Source organism: Ruminococcus callidus ATCC 27760 (genome assembly GCF_000468015.1).
Taxonomy (GTDB): domain Bacteria; phylum Bacillota; class Clostridia; order Oscillospirales; family Ruminococcaceae; genus Ruminococcus_C; species Ruminococcus_C callidus.
The window spans coordinates 35,423-56,286 of sequence record NZ_KI260295.1 but is presented as its reverse complement, the minus strand read 5'-3'; the positions used below and the strand labels follow the sequence as shown (position 1 = coordinate 56,286).

Below are 20,864 nucleotides of genomic sequence, written 5' to 3'. Positions count from 1 at the left end.
CACCCCGTGGGGAGTCACCCTTTTCAAGGGAGGCAGTTGCAAGTTGCTTAAAGGATTTGTTATGGAAAAAGATTATCATTTTACTGGCTACAATAAAAAATTGTGCGATACTGCTCGAATGCTTCGAAAAAACATGACAAAACAGGAACGACATTTGTGGTATGACTATTTGAGAAAAAGTTCTCCTACATGGCTTCGGCAACGCGTGATAGACCAGTACATTGTTGATTTCTATTGCAGTAAGGCAAAGCTGATAATCGAATTGGACGGCTCTCAACATTATACCGTGGAGGGTGAGGAATATGACAGCGTTCGAACGGAAGTGCTGGAGCAGTACGGGCTGGAAGTTATCCGATTTTCAAATGATGAGATTGACAGACACTTTGATGATTCGTGCCGGTATATCGAAGAAAAAATAAAGGAACGAACCGGCGAATATCCTGTGTATCGTTGAAGAAAGTAAAAAGGCTCCCTTGAAAAGGCACCCGCAGGCTGACTGAGGGATTATCTCGTGGAATCTGAAACAAAAGGGAAAGATTTCAGTAGAATCCCTCCACCGCCTGCGGCGGTCCCCCTCCCTTTTCAAGGGAGGCAGAATTCAAGGTGCAGAAAAGGCTCCCTTGAAAAGGCACCCGTAGGGCGTGCCTTGTGCTGAGCTGGCAGCCGCAGGCTGACTGAGGGATTATCTCGTGGAATCTGAAACAAAAGGAAAAGATTTCAGTGAAATCCCTCCACCGCCTGCGACGTTTTCCCCTTTTCTTTTCAAGGAAGGCAAAAAAACCACACCAAAAAGAGGTGAATACAGTGCCAAATTACAAATATCGTGCCACAGCCATGAGCGGAAAAATGGTGCGTGGGACGCTTGCTGCTTCCGATCCGGAGGCACTGCTGAACGAACTGAAAAAGAAAGATCTGTTCTTGCTGGACTACACCCAGACCAGCAAGACTTCGTTCGGCTCCAAGCTGAAAGCCAAGGAACTGACGGACTTTTGCCGCCAGCTGGGCAGCCTGCTGGACGCGGGCGTTTCGGTGATCCAGTCGTTCAATATTATTTCCAATCGTGCCAGCATTTCCAAGTTTGCGAGAAAATGCTTCTCTGACATCACCACCGACCTGAAACACGGCAAGGCGTTGTCCGATGCAATGGCAGATCAGGGCAAGGTGTTCCCCGAACTGCTCATCAGCATGGTGCGTGCCGGCGAAGCAAGCGGTAAGATCGGGGATACGTTTATCAACATGGGCGAGCATTTCCAGAAACAGCAGCGTATCAAATCGCAGGTCAAGGGTGCTCTGGCGTATCCGCTGGTGCTGGTCATTCTGCTGGTGCTGGTCATTATTGTAATGTTTACGTTTATTCTCCCCATGTTCGGCGATATGTTCACCGATATGGAACTGCCGCTGATGACACGGATCCTCATGGGCATGAGCGATTTCCTTACCCATTATTGGTATGTGGCGATCGGCGTGGTGGCGGCAATTGTGGTTGTCTTTGTCATGCTGATGCGAACGCCGGCTTCCCGTCTGGTGATCGACCGCATGATCGTGCACCTGCCAAAAATCGGCAATCTGGTGCGTATCGTCTATACGGCAAGCTTTTCCAGAACGCTGGCTTCGCTGTATACCAGCGGACTTTCCATTTTGAACGCCCTGCAGATCTCGCGGGACACCGTGAACAACAGCTATCTCCGTTCCCAGTTTGACGACTGTATCAAGAGCATCCGCGTGGGCAACGCCCTGTCGGAATCCATTATGGCAATGGACGGCTTCGACAGCAAGCTGGGCGATACCATTAAAGTCGGCGAAGAAACCGGTAAGCTGGACGCAATGCTGCTTTCCACCGCGGACGACTACGAATATGAATCCAGTGCCGCGATCAAGTCCATGATGTCCATTATCGAACCGCTGATGATCGTCATTCTGGGTGTTGTCGTTGCCGGCGTTATGGTTTCCGTTCTCGTTCCCATGTACTCCATGTACGGCAATATCGACGAAAACACCGGTGCGGTCTTCTCGTGGCTCGCACAGACCGCAGGACGATTCCTGAACCGGTTCTAAGAGAAAAAGAGGTGAATTTCCGTGAAGAAAAAAGATGTTTCTGCACACGTGTATATTACCAACAGTAAAATACAGGTGCTGATGGGCAGCTGTGTGAAAAATAAATTGCAGGTGGTAAACTGCTATGAAGAACCGCTGGAGGAAGGCTGTATCCTGAACGGCATTATCATGAACAACTACTCTCTCCAGAATACCCTGACGGAAATGTGGCAGAAGTACAACCTGCCTGCAAAGGGCGTGACGCTGGTGGTAAACGGCAGTTCCATTACCGTAAAGCCTCTGAAAGTTCCGCAGATCGCTCCGAAAAATGTGCCCGGTTTTATTCGCGGGGAACTGCGGGATATTGAGGGAATTCAGAATATGCTGGTGGATTATTCCGTGGTGACCCCGAAAAATCCGGACGGCTCCTGTAGTATTCTGGCGGTGGCTTCCACCAGGGAGTTCATCACCAGCTATATCAGCCTGTTCAAAGAGGCGAAGATCGAACTGGAAGTCATTGATCTGGTGCAGAACTGTCTGATCAAAATGATGAAGCGGCTGAAATCTTTACAGGGAAAAACCTATGCCGTGTTCATTCTGGATAAGAATATGCTGATGCAGTGTCTGTTTTCCAATGACAACTTCGTCATGACCCGCCGCAGCCGGATTCTGGCAGACCCTACCGATGAGGGCTTCGAACGGGAAGTGGGGCAGAATATCAACAGCATTATCCAGTTCAACAAGTCGGAACAGACCGGCTCTGATATTACGGACGTTTATCTGAGCGGCTTTCCGGAAGATGCTGTGCAGATCTTCCCGCACTTCGCGGAAAATTTCGGTGTAAATGTGCGGGCATTTCCGGAGTTTCTCCCTACGGAACTGACTGTTCCGCCGGAGATGAATCCCAGCGAGTACACGGTGCTGCTGGGCAGTATGATACGTTATTCGGACTAAATCGGACAGGAGGAATCCAAAATGGCAAAACTACCAAAAAAGGATATTAACCTGTATCCTCTTGTCGTGGCACCGAAAAAGAACACCATGAAAAAAGGTGTTCTTTTCGGCATACTGGGGACAGTGGCAGTGCTGCTGCTGGGCGGCAGTTATGCCGGTGCACGGATCTACGTCCACACCCAAGAGAATCTGGTTTCAGAAATGGAAACCAAGGCAAACGATACCGCATTGATGGAAAAGATCAACAACGCCAACGCTGTGGCGAATGACATCAGCACACTGCGGACTGCCGGTGATGTTTATACTGAGGTGCGGGCTACCATTGACGGGACACAGGAGATCTGCGACAACTTTTCCGAAGATCTGGTGCATAAGCTGGTTGGCTGTGAGAAAACGGTCAGCCCCGACAGAGGAGAAATTCAGGTGGCAGAGATCACTGGACTTTCCTATGACGGCAGCACCCTTTCCATTGCGGCAAGTTCGACGGACAGCCAGTATGTTTCCACATTTGTGACGAATCTGACACGGCTGGACTTGTTCTCCTCGATCACCTATGACGGCTATTCGCTTTCGGACAGCGTGTATACTTATACAGTGAACGCTGTATTCAAGTCGGCGGAAACTACTGCAACAGATGCCGACGGCAATCCTGTGGAAACAACAACGGAGGTGGTACAATGACAACGGAAATTACCCGAAAGCAGGCAGTTCTGCTTTCTGTGCTGGGTGTCGTATTGGTCGTTGTACTGTTTGTACAGCTTCTGATCCGTCCGCTGATGACGAAAGTCTCGGCAGCAAAGGAACAGCTGGAGGTTCTGAACCAGCAGTATTCCGACCTGTTGCTGCAAAGTCAGAGTTATGACCAGAATATTGCCTCACTAAAGGATTGGAAAGAGAAAAATGGCGAGGAAACCAAGAAGCTGTTTCCGCTGAGCGATGCGGAACGGATCGACCGTTTTCTTACCTTTGTGATGAATGAAGCGGGTGTCACTGTCGATGGCTTGAACATCGGGCAGACCATGCAGTATTATATTGACGGTGAGGGCAATCTGGTGACTGCTTCGCCGGACGAGGTAGCCGGTACCACAGACAGTTCTGCCTCCGGAACAGATGCTTCGGACGGCAGCACAGGTGACGGCAGCGGTGCTGCATATACCGCCACTGGTGAATACTGCTGCGACTTTACCTATACGATGGAAGGCACCTATCAGAACATGAAACAAATGTTGGACTTTGTCAATCGGGTGTCGTTTCTGGGCGTTACTGCGTATTCTTTCAACAGTGTGGAAAAGCCGGCAGCACAGGAACAGGCTGCGGCAAACGGTGATGCGGCAAATGCGGATAAATTTCAGGATTGGTATAATTTTACCATGACGATTACCGCGTACATGTATCAGAGTCCGCTGGAAACAGACTATGCAGATGATGTGGATTCCGACGAAACCACCGAAGAAGCGGCGGAAAAAGCCATGCAGTCGGCAACAGCAGACATTGCGGCGGAAGAAATGACAACGACCACGATCATAACCACAGCAGCAGATGCTGCATAAACAGGGTGATGCCAATATGAAACGGAAAACAGCACAGCGAAACGGTGCAGCGATTTTGTGGGCGGTGCTGGTCATGCTGATGATCTCACTGATCTCGGCGGGGATCATTCTTGTAGACCGTATGTATTACATGCGGGAGCAGGAGGAAAACAACCGCGTACAGGCAAAGTTCTATGCAGAATCCGCGATCACTTTGGTACAGCAGGACATTCTGAAAGAGGGTACGGTGACGGACGAAACCACCGGGGCAACCTATCAGAGCATTTTCGTCAGCGACGGCAACACCGCGGAAACCTTTACGATCTCACTCCCCGATGCGGGGAACTGGAAATGTACGGTAACGGTGAATCACTCTGTGGTCAACGACAGCGAAACCGATGCCAACAAAAGGCGGCTGTCCGGTGAGATCTATCTCACGGCAAAGGTGACGCGGAACACTGCTGGCAGCGGGGAAAAGGAATTGTCAGAAGTTTGTGGAAAGCTGTCAGTTCCCGCGAATGCGACCCAGTGGCGGTGGGACGGCTACTATCAATTGTAAAGGGAGGCGTGACAAAATGCGGAAACTGCGAAAAGGAACCACTGTTGTGGAAGTGGTGATTGCATTTGCCATGATCTCCATGTCCTTTGCAATCGGCATGATCGGGATCGCTTCCGGCTCGAATTTTCTGAACTCCGGTGCGAAGCTGAAGAACCAGCAGCGGAAAAATGCCGCTGTGGATCTGGCGGGAGCTGCTGCGGAAACTTCTGATACTACGATTACAGTAACATATCGGGACCGCACAAGCGGGGACGAAAAGACCAAAACTTTTGATGTGCAGAGGCGTTCTGCGGACAATTTCATTCAGTATCAACCGAAACCGTAAGGGAGGAAAGCAGATGCGGAAACTTGTGAAAAACCGAAAAGGTTTTACGCTGGCAGAAGAAGTGGTTACCGTTCTGCTGATCGGCATTCTGGTGGCTTCTGCTTCGGGAATCCTGCTGAATGCCATGCGGATCTTCTGCCAGAATGTCATCATGTTCAATGCCCAGTCCAAGGGAATCGCGGTCATGGAACAGCTGGAAAGTCATCTGGCGTATGCCAAGACCATCGGACAGCAGGAAACAGAAACGATCGCTGCTGATGACGGCTGTGCCCATCAGGTCGTACTGTATGTGGACACACAAAACGGAAAGAGCGAACTGAAAGAAAAAGGGACAATTTACTATTCAGACACCGACAGTGCTGGAACAACGGTCGATCAGGTGCTCTGTAAGCTGGGGACTTATCAGGCAAAGATCCTTGTCCAAAAAGTCGATGATGTAACAGTGACAGTAGATGTGCGGATCTCGCGGAACGATACTGTGTACTACTCGGAAACCAGAATGGTCAAGCTGCAAAATCGGGCAACGGTAAAGGCAACGCTGAATGCCTCCGACATATACGACAGTTCTGTGGCAGCTTCGCGGTATTTATACATCGGCAGTCTGGAATAAAACATAGGTCAATGCCGCACAAAGATTGTGCGACAGATGCGTCGTCAAATTTTTTGTCAGATGGAGCAAAAAGCAGAGTGAATACTTGATGTATTCACGAGCATTTTTGTGAAATATGACGGAAAATTTGCAAGCAGATGGCGTGCAAAGTCGCCAGATGCTCTTTGTGCGGTATTGCCATAGGGCAGCACCGCACAAAGCCCGCCTGACGGCTTTGTACGGTGTCGCTATAGAAACAATAGAAAAAGGTGAGAACATTGCAGAATTTACCCATTGGTGAAGTGCTGAAAGAATATGGCTATATCACACAGGAACAGATCGATCAGGCACTGCAATTCCAGAAGACACAAAGCGGCAAGAAGGTGCGTTTCGGCACACTGCTGCAGGAAATGGGATTTGTCACAGAAACACAGGTTCTGGAGGCACTGGGGAAAAAACTGGATCTCCAGATGGTCAATCTGGAGGAGTATGAGGTCAATGTAGACGTGGTTGCCAAGGTGCCCAAGCAGCTTGCGGAAAAATACAATGTCATTGCCCTGTCGGAAAACGACAGCCGTCTACAGCTCGCCATGTCTGACCCGCTGAATTTCTACGCACAGGAAGATATTCGGCAGATCGTGGATATGCCGCTGGAAGTGCTGCTCAGTGAAAGTCCGAAAATCAAAAAGGCGATCGAGTATTACTATGCCGAGATCAGTACCAAGCAGGCAGCCAAAAAGGCGAATATTTCCGCAGAAGATATTGAGGTGCCCCAGCTGACGGCAGACGATGCGGACGACGATGTGCCGATCATCAAGCTGATCAACTCGCTGCTGGTACGGGGATACAGCACCAACGCCAGCGATATTCACATTGAACCGTTTAAGGATTTCACACAGGTGCGTATGCGTATCGACGGTCAGATGGTCAGCTATCTGACACTGGAAAAGGCACTGCACAACTCCATTGTTGCCCGTATCAAGATCATGAGCAACCTGAACATTGCGGAAAAACGTATCCCGCAGGACGGCAACTTCCACGCTGTGCTGGAGGGAATCGACATCAGTATGCGTATTTCCGTTCTGCCGACGACACACGGCGAGAAGATCGTTATGCGTTATCTGGTGTCGGATACCAAGATCGACCACGCCGGTCACTTCGGCATGAACGAGTATTCCTATAACATGCTGATGAAGATGATGTCCGCCCCCAACGGCATCATCTATATTACGGGGCCGACTGGTTCCGGTAAAACGACCACGCTGTATATGGTATTGCAGCATCTGTCCCAGCGACCGGTAAATATTTCTACCATTGAGGACCCTGTGGAAAAAGATTTGCCCAATATCACGCAGACTTCCGTTAATGTGACTGCCGGCATGACCTTTGCAGTGGGACTGCGTGCCCTGCTGCGACAGGATCCGGATATTATCATGATCGGTGAAACCCGTGACGCAGAAACGGCTGAAATTTCCGTGCGTTCTGCAATCACCGGACACCTGGTAGTTTCCACCCTGCATACCAACGATGCCATTTCGTCCATTGTCCGTCTGGCGGATATGGGCGTGGCACCGTATCTGATCTCCAACTCTGTGGTAGGTATCGTGGCACAGCGTCTGGTGCGTAAGGTCTGCCAGTTCTGTAAATACGAAGAACCGGCGACAGCAGATGACATCGCCATTGTCGGGGACGGCATTCCCATGATCACCCGCGGCAAGGGCTGTAAGGTCTGCAACAACACGGGCTATAAAGGGCGTATTTCCATTCACGAAATGGTATATATAGACAAAACGCTGAAACGTATGATCGCCAAAAGTGCAGACAGTCAGGAAATGCTGGAGTATGCCAAGAAAACACAGGGCATGCGGAGTCTGCTGGACAGTGCCATTGACTTGGTAAAAGAGGGCGTGACCACGCCGGAAGAAGTTATGAAGATCGCATATTATTCCGACTAATGATTGCAGAAAGGACGGTATACCGCCATGACCATGAATGAACTTATTATGAAAGCACGGGAGAAGAAATGCTCTGATATTCACATCAGCGAGGGCATGCCGGTTTCGTTCCGTATCCACGGGCAGCTGCTGGACAGCGGCTTTTCATTTCCGGCAGCAGAAACACGGGAAATGATCCTGTCCATGCTGAGTGATGAACAGCGGGAACAGCTGGAAAACGGCGACGACGTGGACTTTGCCATTGAAACGCCGGACTATTGCCGCCAGCGTGTCAATGTTTTCCGGCAGATGAAAAAGGTGGCAGCCACGATTCGTCTGCTGAACAACACCATTCCCACACTGGAACAGCTGCAAATGCCGAAAGTGCTGCGGGACTTGGCAGACCAGCCAAGAGGACTGATTCTGGTGACAGGTCCGACGGGAAGCGGTAAATCTACCACTCTGTCCGCCATGATCGACTATATCAACAAGAATCGTTCGGAGCATATCATCACCATTGAGGACCCTGTGGAATATGTTTACGAGTCGGGCATGTCGGTCATTCACCAGCGTGAAATCGGCGTGGATACCAAGAGCTTTGCAGCGTCCCTGCGTTCTGCTCTCCGTGAAGACCCTGATGTCATTCTCGTGGGAGAAATGCGTGACTACGAAACGATTTCTGCCGCTGTCACCGCCGCAGAAACCGGACACTTGGTCATGTCCACTCTGCACACCACCGGTGCGGCACAGACGCTGGATCGTATCATTGACAGCTGTCCGCCCCACGCCCAGAACCAGATCCGGACACAGCTGTCCACGATTCTGAAGGGCGTTATCACACAGGCTCTGATCCCGCTGGCAATGGGCGGCGGCCGTGTGGCTGCTACAGAAATTCTGGTGGGAACCGATGCGGTAGGCAGCCTGATCCGTGACAATAAGTGCTTCCAGCTGGCAACGGTCATGCAGTCCAGTGCGGCACTTGGCATGCACACCCTGAATGCCGATCTGGCACGGCTGGTAAGAGCCGGCACGATCCGGCGGGATGATGCCATTCGGGTATCCAACAACAAGAATGAGATTCTGGATCTGTTAAGTTAAGCTTCGCTTCGGCGTGTCCGTTTGTATATTTTCGGAGAGGTGAGAGAGATGAAACGAAATCGAAAAGGCTTTTCTCTTGTGGAATTGATCGTAGTGCTGGTGATCATGGCGATCATTGCGGCACTCTGTGCCCCGAATATCTCTGCCTATGTGCAGGCGGCAAAGGTTCAGAATTATCAGACTGTGGCGAATAATCTGGCAGACGAATTACAGACTCAGCTGCCCCAGAGCCGGTACTGGAACTGGGACGAGGTGCAGCGGAATGCGCATGGCATTCTGTGTGCAGATGCCGGAAGATACGTGACACTGGATACAGAAAAAAGCACCGATAATCAAAAGGTGTATCAGATCACCGGTGCCAGCAGCGATGCCAATGCGGTGTTTACGGTGACGCTGACCTATCATGATGCGGTGAAAACCAGCCAGAAAGTGGATATTGCGGTTTCCTGCGACGGGTACGCTGCGGTGCAGTCGGTGCAGGAGTGTAATTTGGTGTTGAAGACGAATTATACAGATGCGAGTGCGTATCCGACGACAACAATAAAAAAAACAACAACTAATCGAAATGGTAATGTAACGCTGTTGGATGATAGAGTAAAAAAATGGAAAGACGATGATGGAAATACTTCGAATGACTGGTCATCTGCTTTTTCAAACAATTTTTATCCAAACAATGACTTTGTAAATACATATAATGGTACAAGTAACAATCCGCCGCATGACAATTGTGCAGCAATCAATTTAACAGATTATCCGTTAAATTCAGTATCACAGGTAGAATTTAGCTTGCAACGCTACTCTTTTTTATATAATTACAATGGAACAGATGTTGTATATCGTGCAGTTGTTCCGTGCGTTGAAGCACAGAAGGGCGACGGACGAGGCGGAGAGTATGCTGCTTGTGGAACTGATGTGTCTGGCTCTTATGAAGTACGATTTCAAAATGTAAAAGTGCTGGTCGATTCTGATTTGGATGATGATAATAGTTGGGTAAATTATACGGATGTTTTCGCCGAAAATAATTTTCCTTATGATATTAGTCAACCTGGATTATCACCCGAAAAAATTGATGCTGTTAATCACTATAAAGCGTATTATGGTGATGTGTCTTATGGAAAAAATGGCATAAATGATGTTGGTTATGGAATGAGTGATGTTGAAAAACAAATTAATGTCATTTATCGAGTAAAACTAGTTGACCCAACCGATGCAACAAATCGAAATATTCGTTCAAAATGCTGGGTGGCAATTTGGGGAAGAATCACATATTCCGACAGTGGTACAATTGTAGAACCATGTTCGTCTATGCAGACAAAAGCAGACGGAACACTGGCTAAAATATATGATAATGTTCGCATTAAAGTCGAAATTCCGGATTACATTGAAGATTTCAGTACAGTTATTCAAGATGAAAGCGAATTGACTACAGAAAATAATACATTTTATTTTGATTATAGTGGGCTTTTCTTTGTGCCATATAGTTGGGGTGGAGGTTATTGGAGTTATGAAGGGTATCAGATATTAGTTGGCGGTAATAACCTATTGCAACAGATTAAAAAAGATGGAACTTATTATTATGATTATGGGACTTATAAAGATGGATATTATACACTTCCAGCTGACCAGCAGGCAATTATTCAAAGCATTGTAAAAAGAGGGGGAACGCATTACAAAGGCACATTTGCGATTGATCTGAGAAATAGTGGATATGCAGTTGGTGATGTTGTCAAAGTTCAATTTACAAATGTAGATGCAGACGAATTTATCAGAAACGCGAATGATAATGATAAGTTTTTGAAAATGTACCGAGTTAATGAGGCTACTGGAAATTTAGTAGCAGATGGTGATAATACAGGAATTCATTTTTATGATTCCGCAGATTTGAAAACCGCAAATCTTGGAAAAGTAGAAAAAATTTCTGATAATACAGTTGCAATTTATATTTTGATGAAATGGTCTGATTATCCCTATTATGTTTTGAGTTATAAGGGTGTATATGCAAATTTTCAACCGGATGCAGATACCAGCTTTTCATGGGCAAAGAAAAGTGAAGTTACAACCGAAGAAACAACAACACAAAATACTCCCATGCTCACCATCAACGGCGACAGCACCTACACCAACATCACCCTCGACTGGACGAAGTGCGACTATATCACCAATGCGGGCGAAGTGGGCGTGAAGTTTGTCAAGTATCCGTCCACGCTGAATTATGATGTGTACAGCAAGGATTACACCCTGCTGGCTCCGGATCAGAACCTGAAAACCTTTATGATGAATTCAAACAGTGCTGTGACATCGTCTGCTTCGGCGGATAAGATCGTGCACCTCTATTGTAAGGGTGTCAGTCCGGAGGAGATTCAGTGCGAGATTGTTGCTCCGAAAAATACGGCAACGACAACGACTACCACGACTACCACACCTCCGCCGCCTGAAACCGAAACCACAGCCAAAACGACTACCAGCACGACGACTGCGGCTACAACCACAACAACAACGACTACCACGACAACAACCACCACGACTACAGCAACCACCACAACAACGACTACCACGACAACTACCACAACGACCGCCGCAACCACAAGCACGGCTGCAACAACCGCAACCACTGCAACTGCCGCAACGACCACCGCGGAAACCACTGCAAGCAGTACCGCAACGGCGACTACCTCCGCGACAGAAACTACGGCTGCAACGACTACAACTTCCGCCACAACCAGCACGACTATAAGCACCACTGCAACAACAACCAGTAATAAACAGACTGATTCCACAATTTCTTCTGATGAACTTTTAATTCATTATATTTATGATGATCCTGAGTATAGTACAGTTCACATTCTTCGTAGCGGCGGAAGTATCAGTGAAATTCCCAATTATGAGAATGCAGTTACCTATACCAAATCAGAAGATGTTTTAATCACATTTAATGATGATTACGGTGTTTTGCATATTTTCCCCAAATATAATAACAGCGATGTTTCTATAAGCGGTAAGCCAAATCAGCTAGAGCAAACAAAACAGTGTGGTTGGTGTACATATCACATTACTACTAAAATGGTAACAGATGGTCTTCACGAACTCTGGATTAAAAACGGAGTTGTTTATAAGGCTAATCCTGACACACCACTTGCTCAAATGGTAAGCACTGTATATCGAGAAAACAGTATTGCTGCTTGCCTTCCTAAATCTGTTGAAGTTGTTACTACAACCACAACAACCACCGCCCCTCAAACCACCACCACAACTACAACAACCACCACCACCGCACCGCCCATTGCCGCCAGCGAAAACGGCAAAAACGTAGGTCTGGACGAATCCAGTGCGGCGGGCTGCAACATCACGTTCAGCGATCCGCTGTTCAACGACAGCGGCGTGTGCTACTTCACCATTACCCCCAAGGCGGGCTACACGCTCTCTGACAGCTATACCGTAAAGGTTGGCACGGAGGTGCTGTCTGCCAAGAACAACTACAACGCCAAGACGGGGCAGTGGTTCTTCTGGAGCAATAAGATCATGACGGACTACACCATTCATGTGGAGGGTGTTTCTCCGGCGGCGTAACGCTCGAAATAATCCAAAAAGAAAAGGCTCATTTCCGGAGCGTACCGGAGATGAGCCTTTCTGTGCTCGGGCGGTCATTTCAGACCGCAGAGCTGTAAGTACAGATTTGCAATGGGTTCTCCGACCACCAGAGCCATTGCCATGCCGGCGGAGAGGTACGGCCCAAAGGCGAATTTGGAATCGCCGGTTTTTGCCTTGTGGATCATTCCGAAGATGCAGCCGAGGATCAGCCCCAGAAACAGCCCTACCACAACACCTTTGACACCGAGGAACAAGCCGCCTGCCAGCATCAGTTCTGCGTCGCCCCGTCCCATGGCACGTTCGCCGGACAGAATTACCAGCAGGAACAGCGGAACCGATGCCGCTGCGGCTCCGATCAGGTGGGAGAGCAGCGTGCCATTTCCGGTGCAGACATCGTAAACCGTAACCGCAACGCCCAGCAGCCCGATGAATCCAATCACATACAGACTGATCAGCTGGGTGTCCAAGTCCATGAAAAAGACCACGATCAGAGCCGAACAGAACAGACATACCAGAGCCGCATAGACCGGCTGTTCAAAGATGCCGAAATAGGCAAAGATCAACACGTATAAGATCGCATTCAGGCTCTCCACCAGCGTGTAGCGAAAGGGGATTTTTGCCCCGCAGCTGTGGCATTTTCCCCGCAGACGGCACCAGCTGAAGATCGGGATCAGATCCCGCTTGCGAATGGGTGTACCGCAGGTCATGCAGTGGGAGTTGTTCCGCCAGAGAGATTCCTCTTTGGGCAGACGGTAGATACAGACGTTCAGAAAGCTGCCGATCGCCGCACCAAAAGCAAAAATGATGCAGTACAGCAGTACATAACAGACGTAATACATAGGGCAAATTCCTCTCTTTTTTCTTGTCCTATTGTATCACATTTTGAAAAAGATGTCAAGAAATATGGAAATTGCGTGTACAATCGGGCGGCTGTGTGATTTTCACGAAAATCGGACTATACCCTTGACGAAAGCGGCAAAAAGTAGTACAATATTGTAGGAGCCTGTTCAGTATTTTTTTCCACACGTCTTTTCGGCAGATTTTGTTGCTGACTGCGTCAAAAATCCTTGTCGTACGACAGTATGCCTGTGGATTTTTTCCTTGTCATCGACAAAATCATGCTCGCATATAAAAAGATACTGAACAGGCTCTGAGAAGCCGGTGCATTGCCGGTTAGCATTTATGGGAGGTATTACACCATGTCTGAAAAGTTTATTGTTGAAACATCTGCAAGACACGTACATCTGACTGCGGAAGCATTCGCAGTGCTGTTCGGTGAGGGAAAGGAACTGACTGTCAAGAAGATGCTGTCGCAGCCGGGTCAGTTTGCCAGTGAAGAACGCGTAACGATCGTTGGACCGAAGAAGGAACTGCCGAACGTTTCCATTCTGGGTCCGTTCCGGAGTGCCAATCAGGTAGAACTGTCTGCAACAGACGCACGTTCGATCGGCATCGCTGCTCCGGTTCGCGAATCCGGTGATGTTGCAGGTTCCGGTGCATGTACCATTGTGGGACCGGCAGGTCAGCTGGAAATTTCTGAGGGTGTGATCGTGGCAAAGCGTCACATTCACTTCACTCCGGAAGACGCAGCAAAGGCAGGCGTAAAGGATAAGGACATCGTTTGGGTACGTGTTGAAACAGACGGCAGAAAGGCAATTCTGGGTGACGTGGTTTGCCGTGTTTCCCCGAACTATGCAACTGCAATGCACATCGACACGGACGAATCCAATGCCATTGGTGCAGGCCGCAACCAGATGGGCGAGATCGTCACAGTAGACTAAGGAAATCCTGCATAAAGTACGCCTGACGATGCATCTGATGCACAGGCTTCATTCAGCGTTTCCCTAATCGCATTTTTGATGGAAAGACAAACGGCGGATGCTGAAATCCTTTTGGCATCCGTTGTTTTTTTAGAAAGGAACAACTATATGAGATCATGGAAAAAATTGACGGCACTGCTTCTCGCTGGTGTGCTGGCTGGCTCGGCATTTACCGGCTGCGGCAAGCAGAGCAGCGACAGCAGCCAGCCGGAGTCTTCTGCCGCCGAGGAATCCTCTGAAAAGGAAACCACCACCGCCGCAGAAGAAACCACCACCGCGGAAACTACCACAGTTCACGTCAGCCCCACAGAAACGGTTTCCACCACGTTGGGCACGGAACTGACTGACATCAATGCCATGCTGGACAAGGGCAGCGATACCACCAACAATTACAAAGCCAAGCTGGATAACTTTATTCAGGAGGGCGACGTGGTACAGTCCTTTACCTTTATCGTGTACTCCGCCGACGGTTCGTCCAGTCTGGGCGACTTCAAGGGCGGCTACGGCGTTTCCGTCAAGGACGGCTGTGCCAGTGCTACCGATGCCGGCTGGTATCAGGCGGCAGACTTTGAGCAGTCCCAGAACAGTGCCTATGCGGAATTCACATGGAATGTTCCCGCAGAGATCCAGACGGAGATCGACCCCAGCGGCGAAGTCCTGTTCGGACACTGGTGGAGCAACGTGCAGCAGGTGAAGCTGTCCAGCATTGTGTGCACCTACACCCGTACCAAGGAAGTGCCGGTAGACGGTACCAATTCCGCCAGTCCGGCTGCAACTTTGAGTTTCAACGATGAGGCAGCCAAGACAGCGAAGATCGCTCTGTCCGACCTGATCGGGGCAGAGGATACGCTTCAGACAGTCACCTTTGACATCAGCAGCACTGGTGCACTGGGCAAGTTCACCGGTGCGTTCGGCGTGTCTGTGGACAAGAACGCAGACTGTGCCACCGATGCCGGCTGGTATCAGACCAAGAACGTCTGCGTGTTCACAGATTCCTCCAGCCTTTCCCTGACGTGGATCGTGCCGGACGATGTCAAGGAGAGCATTGACCCCAGTGGCGATGTGATGCTGGGGTACTGGTGGAGCGACCAGCCCAGCATTACCCTGAACAACATCAGCGTCCGCTACAGCAACAGCACCGGAACGACCACCAAGACCGAGCCGAAGTCGGACGAGTCCTCCAAGGGCGGGGAAGTGGCAGCAGTTTCCGGTGAAACACCTACTGCGGAGCAGGTCAACGCGATGACCAGCAAGCAGATCGTGGAGAACATCAAGGTGGGCTGGAATCTGGGCAACTCACTGGACAGCTACAACACCAGCTCCAGCGATACGGAAACCGGCTGGGGCAACCCGAAAACCACCCAGCAGATGATCGACACTGTAAAGGCTGCCGGCTTCAATGCCATTCGTGTGCCGGTAACGTGGAGCGAGCACATGTCCGCCGACGGCACCATCGATGCGGCGTGGATGAACCGCGTCAAGGAAGTTGTAGACTACGCCTATAACGACGGGCTGTATGTCATTGTGAATGTACACCACGATGACTACACATGGCTGACACCCTCCAGTGAAAAACTGGAAAGCGATAAGTCCACCCTGACAAACATCTGGAAGCAGATCTGTGCTACATTCCAGAACTACGACCACCGCCTGATCTTCGAGGGCATGAACGAACCGCGTATGATCGGTTCCGCAGAGGAATGGACCGGCGGCACACAGGAATCCTATGACGTTATCAACGCCCTGTATCAGGCATTTGTGGACACAGTCCGTTCTTCCGGTGGCTCCAACAAGGACAGAACGCTGGTTGTCAGCACCTATGCCCAGTCCGTGGAGAAGAACGCTGTCGGCGGTCTGGTGGTTCCGAAAGACGACCATGTGATCGTATCCCTGCACATCTACGCCCCGTGGAATTTCTGCGGTCCGGACGACACCCGTGCCGACTGGGGCAACGATGCCGACAAGCAGGAACTGGACACCATGTTCCAGTATCTGGACGACACCTTTGTCAGCAAGGGCATTCCGGTCATCATTGACGAAACCGGCTGCGTGAACAAGAACGAAAACACCTCCGCAAGAGTAGCATGGTTCAGCTATTATCTCAGCACAGCCAAGAAGCACGGCATCAAGTGCTTTATCTGGGACAACAACGAAACGAAGAACGGTTTCGGTCTGCTGAACCGCAAGGACTGCACATGGTATTATCCGGAAATCATCGAAGCCATTCAGAATGCTACCAAGTAAACGGATATTGTCATAATGCATAAATCATTCACCATATAGATGTGCAAAATGTAGAATTTTTATAGAAGCCAGAAAAAATCCCGTGTGAAACGTGCAAAAAACTGCAAAGTATGCTATAATAAGAGAAAGCACTGGAAAACGGGTACGCCCGCTTTTCAAACAAGAGGAGGCATTTTACTATGAGTCATCGAATCATTACCATTGAAAGAGAATATGCAAGCGGCGGCCGTGAGATCGGCGAAATGATCGCAGAACGGCTGGGCATTCCGTGTTATAATCGAGAAATTTTACAAATGGCATCTGAACGCTGCAATGTTTCCATGGATTATCTGGAAACCGCAGAGGAAGCTGCCCCCAAGAGTTTTCTGTACACTCTGATGCTGACCTCCAGCCCTACACGCACCATTGAGGAAAACCTGCCGCTGTCCGATAAGGTCTACATCATCGAAACCAACATCATTCGGGAACTGGCGGAAAAAGGCGACTGTGTGATCGTGGGACGCTGTGCAAGCTATATCCTGCGGGATCTGGAAAACCTGTTCAACGTGTTCATCTACGCGGACACCAAGTCCCGTTCGGAACGTGCCGTGCAGGAGTATCACGTGGACGAACGGCGGGTAGAGGCAATGCTGCGGAAGATCGACAAGCGTCGTGAAACATTCTACAGCATCAACACCGGCGGAAACTGGTACGACAAGGACAACTACCACCTCTGCCTGAACAGCGGAGCACTGGGGCTGGAACTCTGTGCGGATATTGTGGTAGAAACCGCAAAGAAAACCATTTATTAAGTCATTCGAAAGAATAGATACAGGCGGGATAGGGAAGCTTCTCTGTCCCGCTTTTTTTGTGAAAGAGTTGACTTTTTTCGAAAAATATGGTATATTGTAATTGAAAGTATTTTGCAACGAAAAGGAAACGGAGGAATGAAGATGAAGTTGTGGAAAAAAGTGCTTGCCGCGGTGACTGCGGGGGTGCTTTGCGTGGGAAGCGTTGGCGTGACAGACTTGCAGGGTGTGCTGGAATCTGCGGGAACGATGCTGACAGCGAGTGCGGAAGAAGGTACTTATGGAAATTTGTCCTATGGTGTAACCAATGCAGGTGAAATTGAAATTACGGGGTGCAATATGGGTGTTACTTCCGTTGAAATTCCGGCTGAGATTGACAGAAAACCTGTGACGAGTATTGGAAATAATGCTTTTCGCGACTGCACCAGTTTGACAGAGGTCAAGATACCAGACAGCGTGATAAATATTGGAGATTATGCTTTTTACGGCTGTACCAGTTTGACAGGAATCACAATACCGGACGGCGTAACAAGTGTTGGATTTCAGACCTTTTCCGGCTGTATCAGCTTAAAGGAAATCGCCATACCAGACAGCGTAAAAAGCATTGAAAATAACGCTTTTTACGGTTGTGCCAGCTTGACGGAAGTCGTCATTCCAAACAGTGTGACGCGTATTTACAGCGGGGCTTTTTACAAATGTACCAGTCTAATAGAAATGACTATTCCGGACAGTGTAACGTATATTGGAGAGTGTGCTTTTTGCGGCTGTACCAATTTGAAAAAAATTGTTGTTCCAGATAGTATAACGAGTATTGGAGGCAGTACTTTTTACGGCTGTACCAGTTTGACGGAAATCACCATACCAGACAGTGTGACGAATATTTGGAGCAGTACTTTTCGAGGCTGTTCCAGCTTGACGGAAATCACGATTCCGGACAGTGTGACGAGTATTGGTGACAGTGCCTTTTATGGCTGTACCAGCTTGACGGAAGTTACCATTCCAGACGGTGTGACGAATATTGAAGGATTTGTTTTTACGAATACACCATGGCTTATAGCCAAGCAAGAGGAAAATCCACTTGTGATCATCAATGGAACTTTGATTGATGGAACAACTTGTACTGGGAGTGTTACCATACCAGACAGCGTGACAAGTATTGCAGGAGGAGCTTTTGATAGCTGTACTGGTCTGACGGCAATTACCATTCCGGAAAGTGTAACAAGCATTGGAGATAGTGCTTTTTACAGATGTACCGGCTTGACGGAAATCGCCATTCCAGAAAGTGTAACAAGCATCGGCAATTATGCTTTTGATAGTTGCACCAACTTGACGAAAATTACCATTCCGGACAGCATAACGAGTATTAGCGATTATGCCTTTCGCGGCTGCACTGGCTTAAAGACAATTACTATTCCGGAAAGTGTGACAACTGTTGGAGAAAATGCTTTTTCCGGCTGTACTGGTCTGACGGAAATCACCATTCCAGACAGCGTAACGAGTATTGGAGATCATGCTTTTGACGGCTGTACCGGCTTAAAGACAATCACCATTCCGGAAAGTGTGACAAGCATTGGAAATGGTACTTTTGATAACTGCAATAATCTGATCATTCGTGGCTATACCGGCTCTTTCGCCGAAACTTACGCAAGGGAACATAATATTCGATTTGCAGATGTAAATGCAACTTATACTTGCGGCGACCTCGATGGCAGCGACAATATCGACTCCACCGACATCTTCTACACTATGCTCTACATCGCCAACGTTGCCGTAGGCAATGACGGCGGGCTGACGGCTGAACAGATCGCTGCCGCCGATGTAGACGGCAATGGTACAGTGGATTCCACCGACAGCTTCTATATCATGTACTACGTGGCTCTCCACGGGGCAGGACACAACACCTCTTGGGAAGAAGTTCTCGCAAAATAAGCCATGTGAATAGGCACTCTACAGAACGGAAAAACGGTTCTGTAGGGTGCTTTTTGATTTTTTTCTTGCATTTTCTTCGCAGATATGATATAATGGAAATGGAAACCTTTTACTATAACAAATTTAGGAGGGTGTTCAAAATGAAAATATGGAAAAAAGTCGTGGCAGCTATGACCGCCGGGATGCTTTGCCTGGGGAGCGTGGGGCTTTCCGGGGTGGAAAACGTGCTGAAAAGCGTAGGGACAGTGCTGTCAGCGAGTGCAGAGGAAACGGCTGAAACAGAAAGAGTCCCTGTGGGAACGGGAACGACTACCGTTCGTGTGGGAACTGGAACGACACAATTGGAATATGAAGTGTATAACGATGATACAGTTGGAATCACAAATTGTGATAACGACGCAGCTGGAGAGCTAGAAATTCCGGCGGAAATTGACGGGAAACCGGTGACGAGTATTGGAGGGGGTGCTTTTGGTGGCTGTAGCAGTCTGACTACAATCATGATACCAAACGGCGTAACGAGTATTGGTGGGGAGAGTTTTTCTGAATGTACCAGCTTGACTGAAATCACAATACCGGATAGTGTGACGAGAATTTGGGATTTTGCTTTTAGTGGGTGCACTAGTTTAAGAAAAATCACAATACCAGACAGCGTAACGAGCATTGAAGAATTAGCTTTTAGCGGTTGTAGCAGCCTGGCTGAAATCACGATACCGGACAGCGTGGTGCACATTGGAACATTAGCTTTTGATGGTACGCCTTGGCTTGAAGCAAAGCAGGCAGAAAACCCATTGGTAATCGTTAACCATATTTTGATTAACGGTAAAGCTTGTACTGGAGCTGTAATCATTCCTGATGGTGTGACAAGTATTGGAGAAGATGCTTTTTTCAATTGCAGCAGCTTGACTGAAATCACAATACCGAATAGCGTGATAAGTATTGAAGATTATGCTTTCAGATCGTGTAGTGATTTAGCAAAGATCATAATGCCAGGTAACGTGACAAGCATCGGAGAATATTCTTTTGCTGATTGCACCAGTCTAACGGAAATTACCATACCTGACAGCGTGACAAGTATTGGAGATAATGCTTTTTTTGGTTGTAGTAGTCTGACTAAACTCACAATACCGGACAGTGTGACGAGCATTGGAAATCAAGTTTTTCTTAATTGTAACAGTCTGACCGAAATCACAATACCGGACAGTGTGACAAGCATTGGATATTATGCTTTTAATTGCTGTAGCAGTCTGACCAAAATCACAATACCCGACAGCGTGACCAGCATTGAAGAAGATGCTTTTTCCGGTTGTGACAACCTGACCATCTACGGCAACGCCGATTCTTGCGCACAACAATACGCAACTGAAAACAACATCAAATTTGCCCTGATCGGCACTGACCCCACTGTTTCCAAGGGCGACCTGGACGGCAACGACACGCTGGACTCCACCGACATCTTTTACACCATGCTCTACA

At 48.7% G+C, this 20,864-nt stretch carries 17 protein-coding genes; 16 read left to right on the top strand and 1 reads right to left on the bottom strand.

What is annotated here, in order from left to right:
* The 11 genes from RUMCAL_RS01195 to RUMCAL_RS01145 all read left to right on the top strand — a co-directional run.
* The coding region (locus tag RUMCAL_RS01195; RefSeq protein ID WP_021680570.1) for an endonuclease domain-containing protein at window positions 1–454 on the top strand (454 nt) is incomplete at its 5' end.
* Between the two features lie 350 nt (window positions 455–804).
* A complete protein-coding gene (locus RUMCAL_RS01190) occupies window positions 805–2,055 on the top strand; it encodes a type II secretion system F family protein (RefSeq protein WP_117731711.1) in 1,251 nt (416 codons plus the stop codon).
* Between the two features lie 21 nt (window positions 2,056–2,076).
* A complete protein-coding gene (gene pilM, locus RUMCAL_RS01185) occupies window positions 2,077–2,988 on the top strand; it encodes a type IV pilus biogenesis protein PilM (RefSeq protein WP_021680567.1) in 912 nt (303 codons plus the stop codon).
* Window positions 2,989–3,009: 21 nt separating this feature from the next.
* The gene (locus tag RUMCAL_RS01180; RefSeq protein WP_021680566.1) at window positions 3,010–3,669 is read left to right on the top strand and encodes a hypothetical protein; all 660 of its coding nucleotides are present in this window, start codon (window positions 3,010–3,012) and stop codon (window positions 3,667–3,669) included.
* Window positions 3,666–4,538, top strand: coding sequence for a hypothetical protein (locus RUMCAL_RS01175; protein ID WP_021680565.1), 873 nt, complete (start codon window positions 3,666–3,668; stop codon window positions 4,536–4,538). Before RUMCAL_RS01180 ends, RUMCAL_RS01175 begins: the two co-directional genes overlap by 4 nt.
* 16 nt (window positions 4,539–4,554) lie before the next feature.
* Entirely contained in the window at window positions 4,555–5,076 is a 522-nt protein-coding gene (locus RUMCAL_RS01170) for a hypothetical protein (protein WP_147329993.1), read from the top strand.
* Window positions 5,077–5,092: 16 nt separating this feature from the next.
* Entirely contained in the window at window positions 5,093–5,401 is a 309-nt protein-coding gene (locus RUMCAL_RS01165) for a hypothetical protein (protein ID WP_021680563.1), read from the top strand.
* 13 nt (window positions 5,402–5,414) lie between these two features.
* Complete coding sequence (locus tag RUMCAL_RS01160; RefSeq protein WP_021680562.1) at window positions 5,415–6,011, top strand: pilus assembly FimT family protein; 597 nt, start codon at window positions 5,415–5,417, stop codon at window positions 6,009–6,011.
* Between the two features lie 248 nt (window positions 6,012–6,259).
* Entirely contained in the window at window positions 6,260–7,945 is a 1,686-nt protein-coding gene (locus RUMCAL_RS01155; protein ID WP_243132046.1) for a GspE/PulE family protein, read from the top strand.
* Between the two features lie 27 nt (window positions 7,946–7,972).
* Entirely contained in the window at window positions 7,973–9,022 is a 1,050-nt protein-coding gene (locus RUMCAL_RS01150) for a type IV pilus twitching motility protein PilT (protein WP_021680559.1), read from the top strand.
* Between the two features lie 48 nt (window positions 9,023–9,070).
* Window positions 9,071–12,589, top strand: coding sequence for a prepilin-type N-terminal cleavage/methylation domain-containing protein (locus RUMCAL_RS01145; RefSeq protein WP_021680558.1), 3,519 nt, complete (start codon window positions 9,071–9,073; stop codon window positions 12,587–12,589).
* Window positions 12,590–12,663: 74 nt separating this feature from the next.
* Here RUMCAL_RS01145 and RUMCAL_RS01140 read toward each other — a convergent pair whose 3' ends face one another.
* On the bottom strand, window positions 12,664–13,449 hold the full coding sequence (locus tag RUMCAL_RS01140; protein ID WP_021680557.1) for a prepilin peptidase: 786 nt from the start codon (window positions 13,447–13,449) through the stop codon (window positions 12,664–12,666).
* Between the two features lie 360 nt (window positions 13,450–13,809).
* On the opposite strand from RUMCAL_RS01140, the gene pduL reads away from it, so the two are divergent.
* The 5 genes from pduL to RUMCAL_RS01115 form a co-directional block, all read left to right on the top strand.
* Window positions 13,810–14,391, top strand: a complete 582-nt coding sequence (pduL, locus tag RUMCAL_RS01135) for a phosphate propanoyltransferase (RefSeq protein ID WP_021680555.1) — start codon at window positions 13,810–13,812, stop codon at window positions 14,389–14,391.
* Window positions 14,392–14,538: 147 nt separating this feature from the next.
* Window positions 14,539–16,674 (top strand): cellulase family glycosylhydrolase, encoded by a 2,136-nt coding sequence (locus RUMCAL_RS14260; RefSeq protein WP_051343581.1) that lies wholly within the window; start codon window positions 14,539–14,541, stop codon window positions 16,672–16,674.
* Window positions 16,675–16,853: 179 nt separating this feature from the next.
* Complete coding sequence (locus tag RUMCAL_RS01125; protein ID WP_021680553.1) at window positions 16,854–17,465, top strand: cytidylate kinase-like family protein; 612 nt, start codon at window positions 16,854–16,856, stop codon at window positions 17,463–17,465.
* 141 nt (window positions 17,466–17,606) lie between these two features.
* On the top strand, window positions 17,607–19,391 hold the full coding sequence (locus RUMCAL_RS01120) for a leucine-rich repeat protein (protein WP_169725973.1): 1,785 nt from the start codon (window positions 17,607–17,609) through the stop codon (window positions 19,389–19,391).
* Between the two features lie 140 nt (window positions 19,392–19,531).
* The coding region (locus tag RUMCAL_RS01115) for a leucine-rich repeat domain-containing protein (protein WP_242823472.1) at window positions 19,532–20,864 on the top strand (1,333 nt) is incomplete at its 3' end.

What these genes read in the sequence shown, in the direction of transcription:
- RUMCAL_RS01140 (WP_021680557.1), bottom strand. Translation starts at nt 13,449, where the DNA reads ATGTATTACGTCTGTTATGTACTGCTGTACTGCATCATTTTTGCTTTT.
- RUMCAL_RS14260 (WP_051343581.1), top strand. Translation starts at nt 14,539, where the DNA reads ATGAGATCATGGAAAAAATTGACGGCACTGCTTCTCGCTGGTGTGCTG.
- RUMCAL_RS01170 (WP_147329993.1), top strand. Translation starts at nt 4,555, where the DNA reads ATGAAACGGAAAACAGCACAGCGAAACGGTGCAGCGATTTTGTGGGCG.
- RUMCAL_RS01160 (WP_021680562.1), top strand. Translation starts at nt 5,415, where the DNA reads ATGCGGAAACTTGTGAAAAACCGAAAAGGTTTTACGCTGGCAGAAGAA.
- RUMCAL_RS01145 (WP_021680558.1), top strand. Translation starts at nt 9,071, where the DNA reads ATGAAACGAAATCGAAAAGGCTTTTCTCTTGTGGAATTGATCGTAGTG.
- RUMCAL_RS01150 (WP_021680559.1), top strand. Translation starts at nt 7,973, where the DNA reads ATGACCATGAATGAACTTATTATGAAAGCACGGGAGAAGAAATGCTCT.
- RUMCAL_RS01165 (WP_021680563.1), top strand. Translation starts at nt 5,093, where the DNA reads ATGCGGAAACTGCGAAAAGGAACCACTGTTGTGGAAGTGGTGATTGCA.
- RUMCAL_RS01125 (WP_021680553.1), top strand. Translation starts at nt 16,854, where the DNA reads ATGAGTCATCGAATCATTACCATTGAAAGAGAATATGCAAGCGGCGGC.
- RUMCAL_RS01120 (WP_169725973.1), top strand. Translation starts at nt 17,607, where the DNA reads ATGAAGTTGTGGAAAAAAGTGCTTGCCGCGGTGACTGCGGGGGTGCTT.
- pduL (WP_021680555.1), top strand. Translation starts at nt 13,810, where the DNA reads ATGTCTGAAAAGTTTATTGTTGAAACATCTGCAAGACACGTACATCTG.
- RUMCAL_RS01180 (WP_021680566.1), top strand. Translation starts at nt 3,010, where the DNA reads ATGGCAAAACTACCAAAAAAGGATATTAACCTGTATCCTCTTGTCGTG.
- RUMCAL_RS01175 (WP_021680565.1), top strand. Translation starts at nt 3,666, where the DNA reads ATGACAACGGAAATTACCCGAAAGCAGGCAGTTCTGCTTTCTGTGCTG.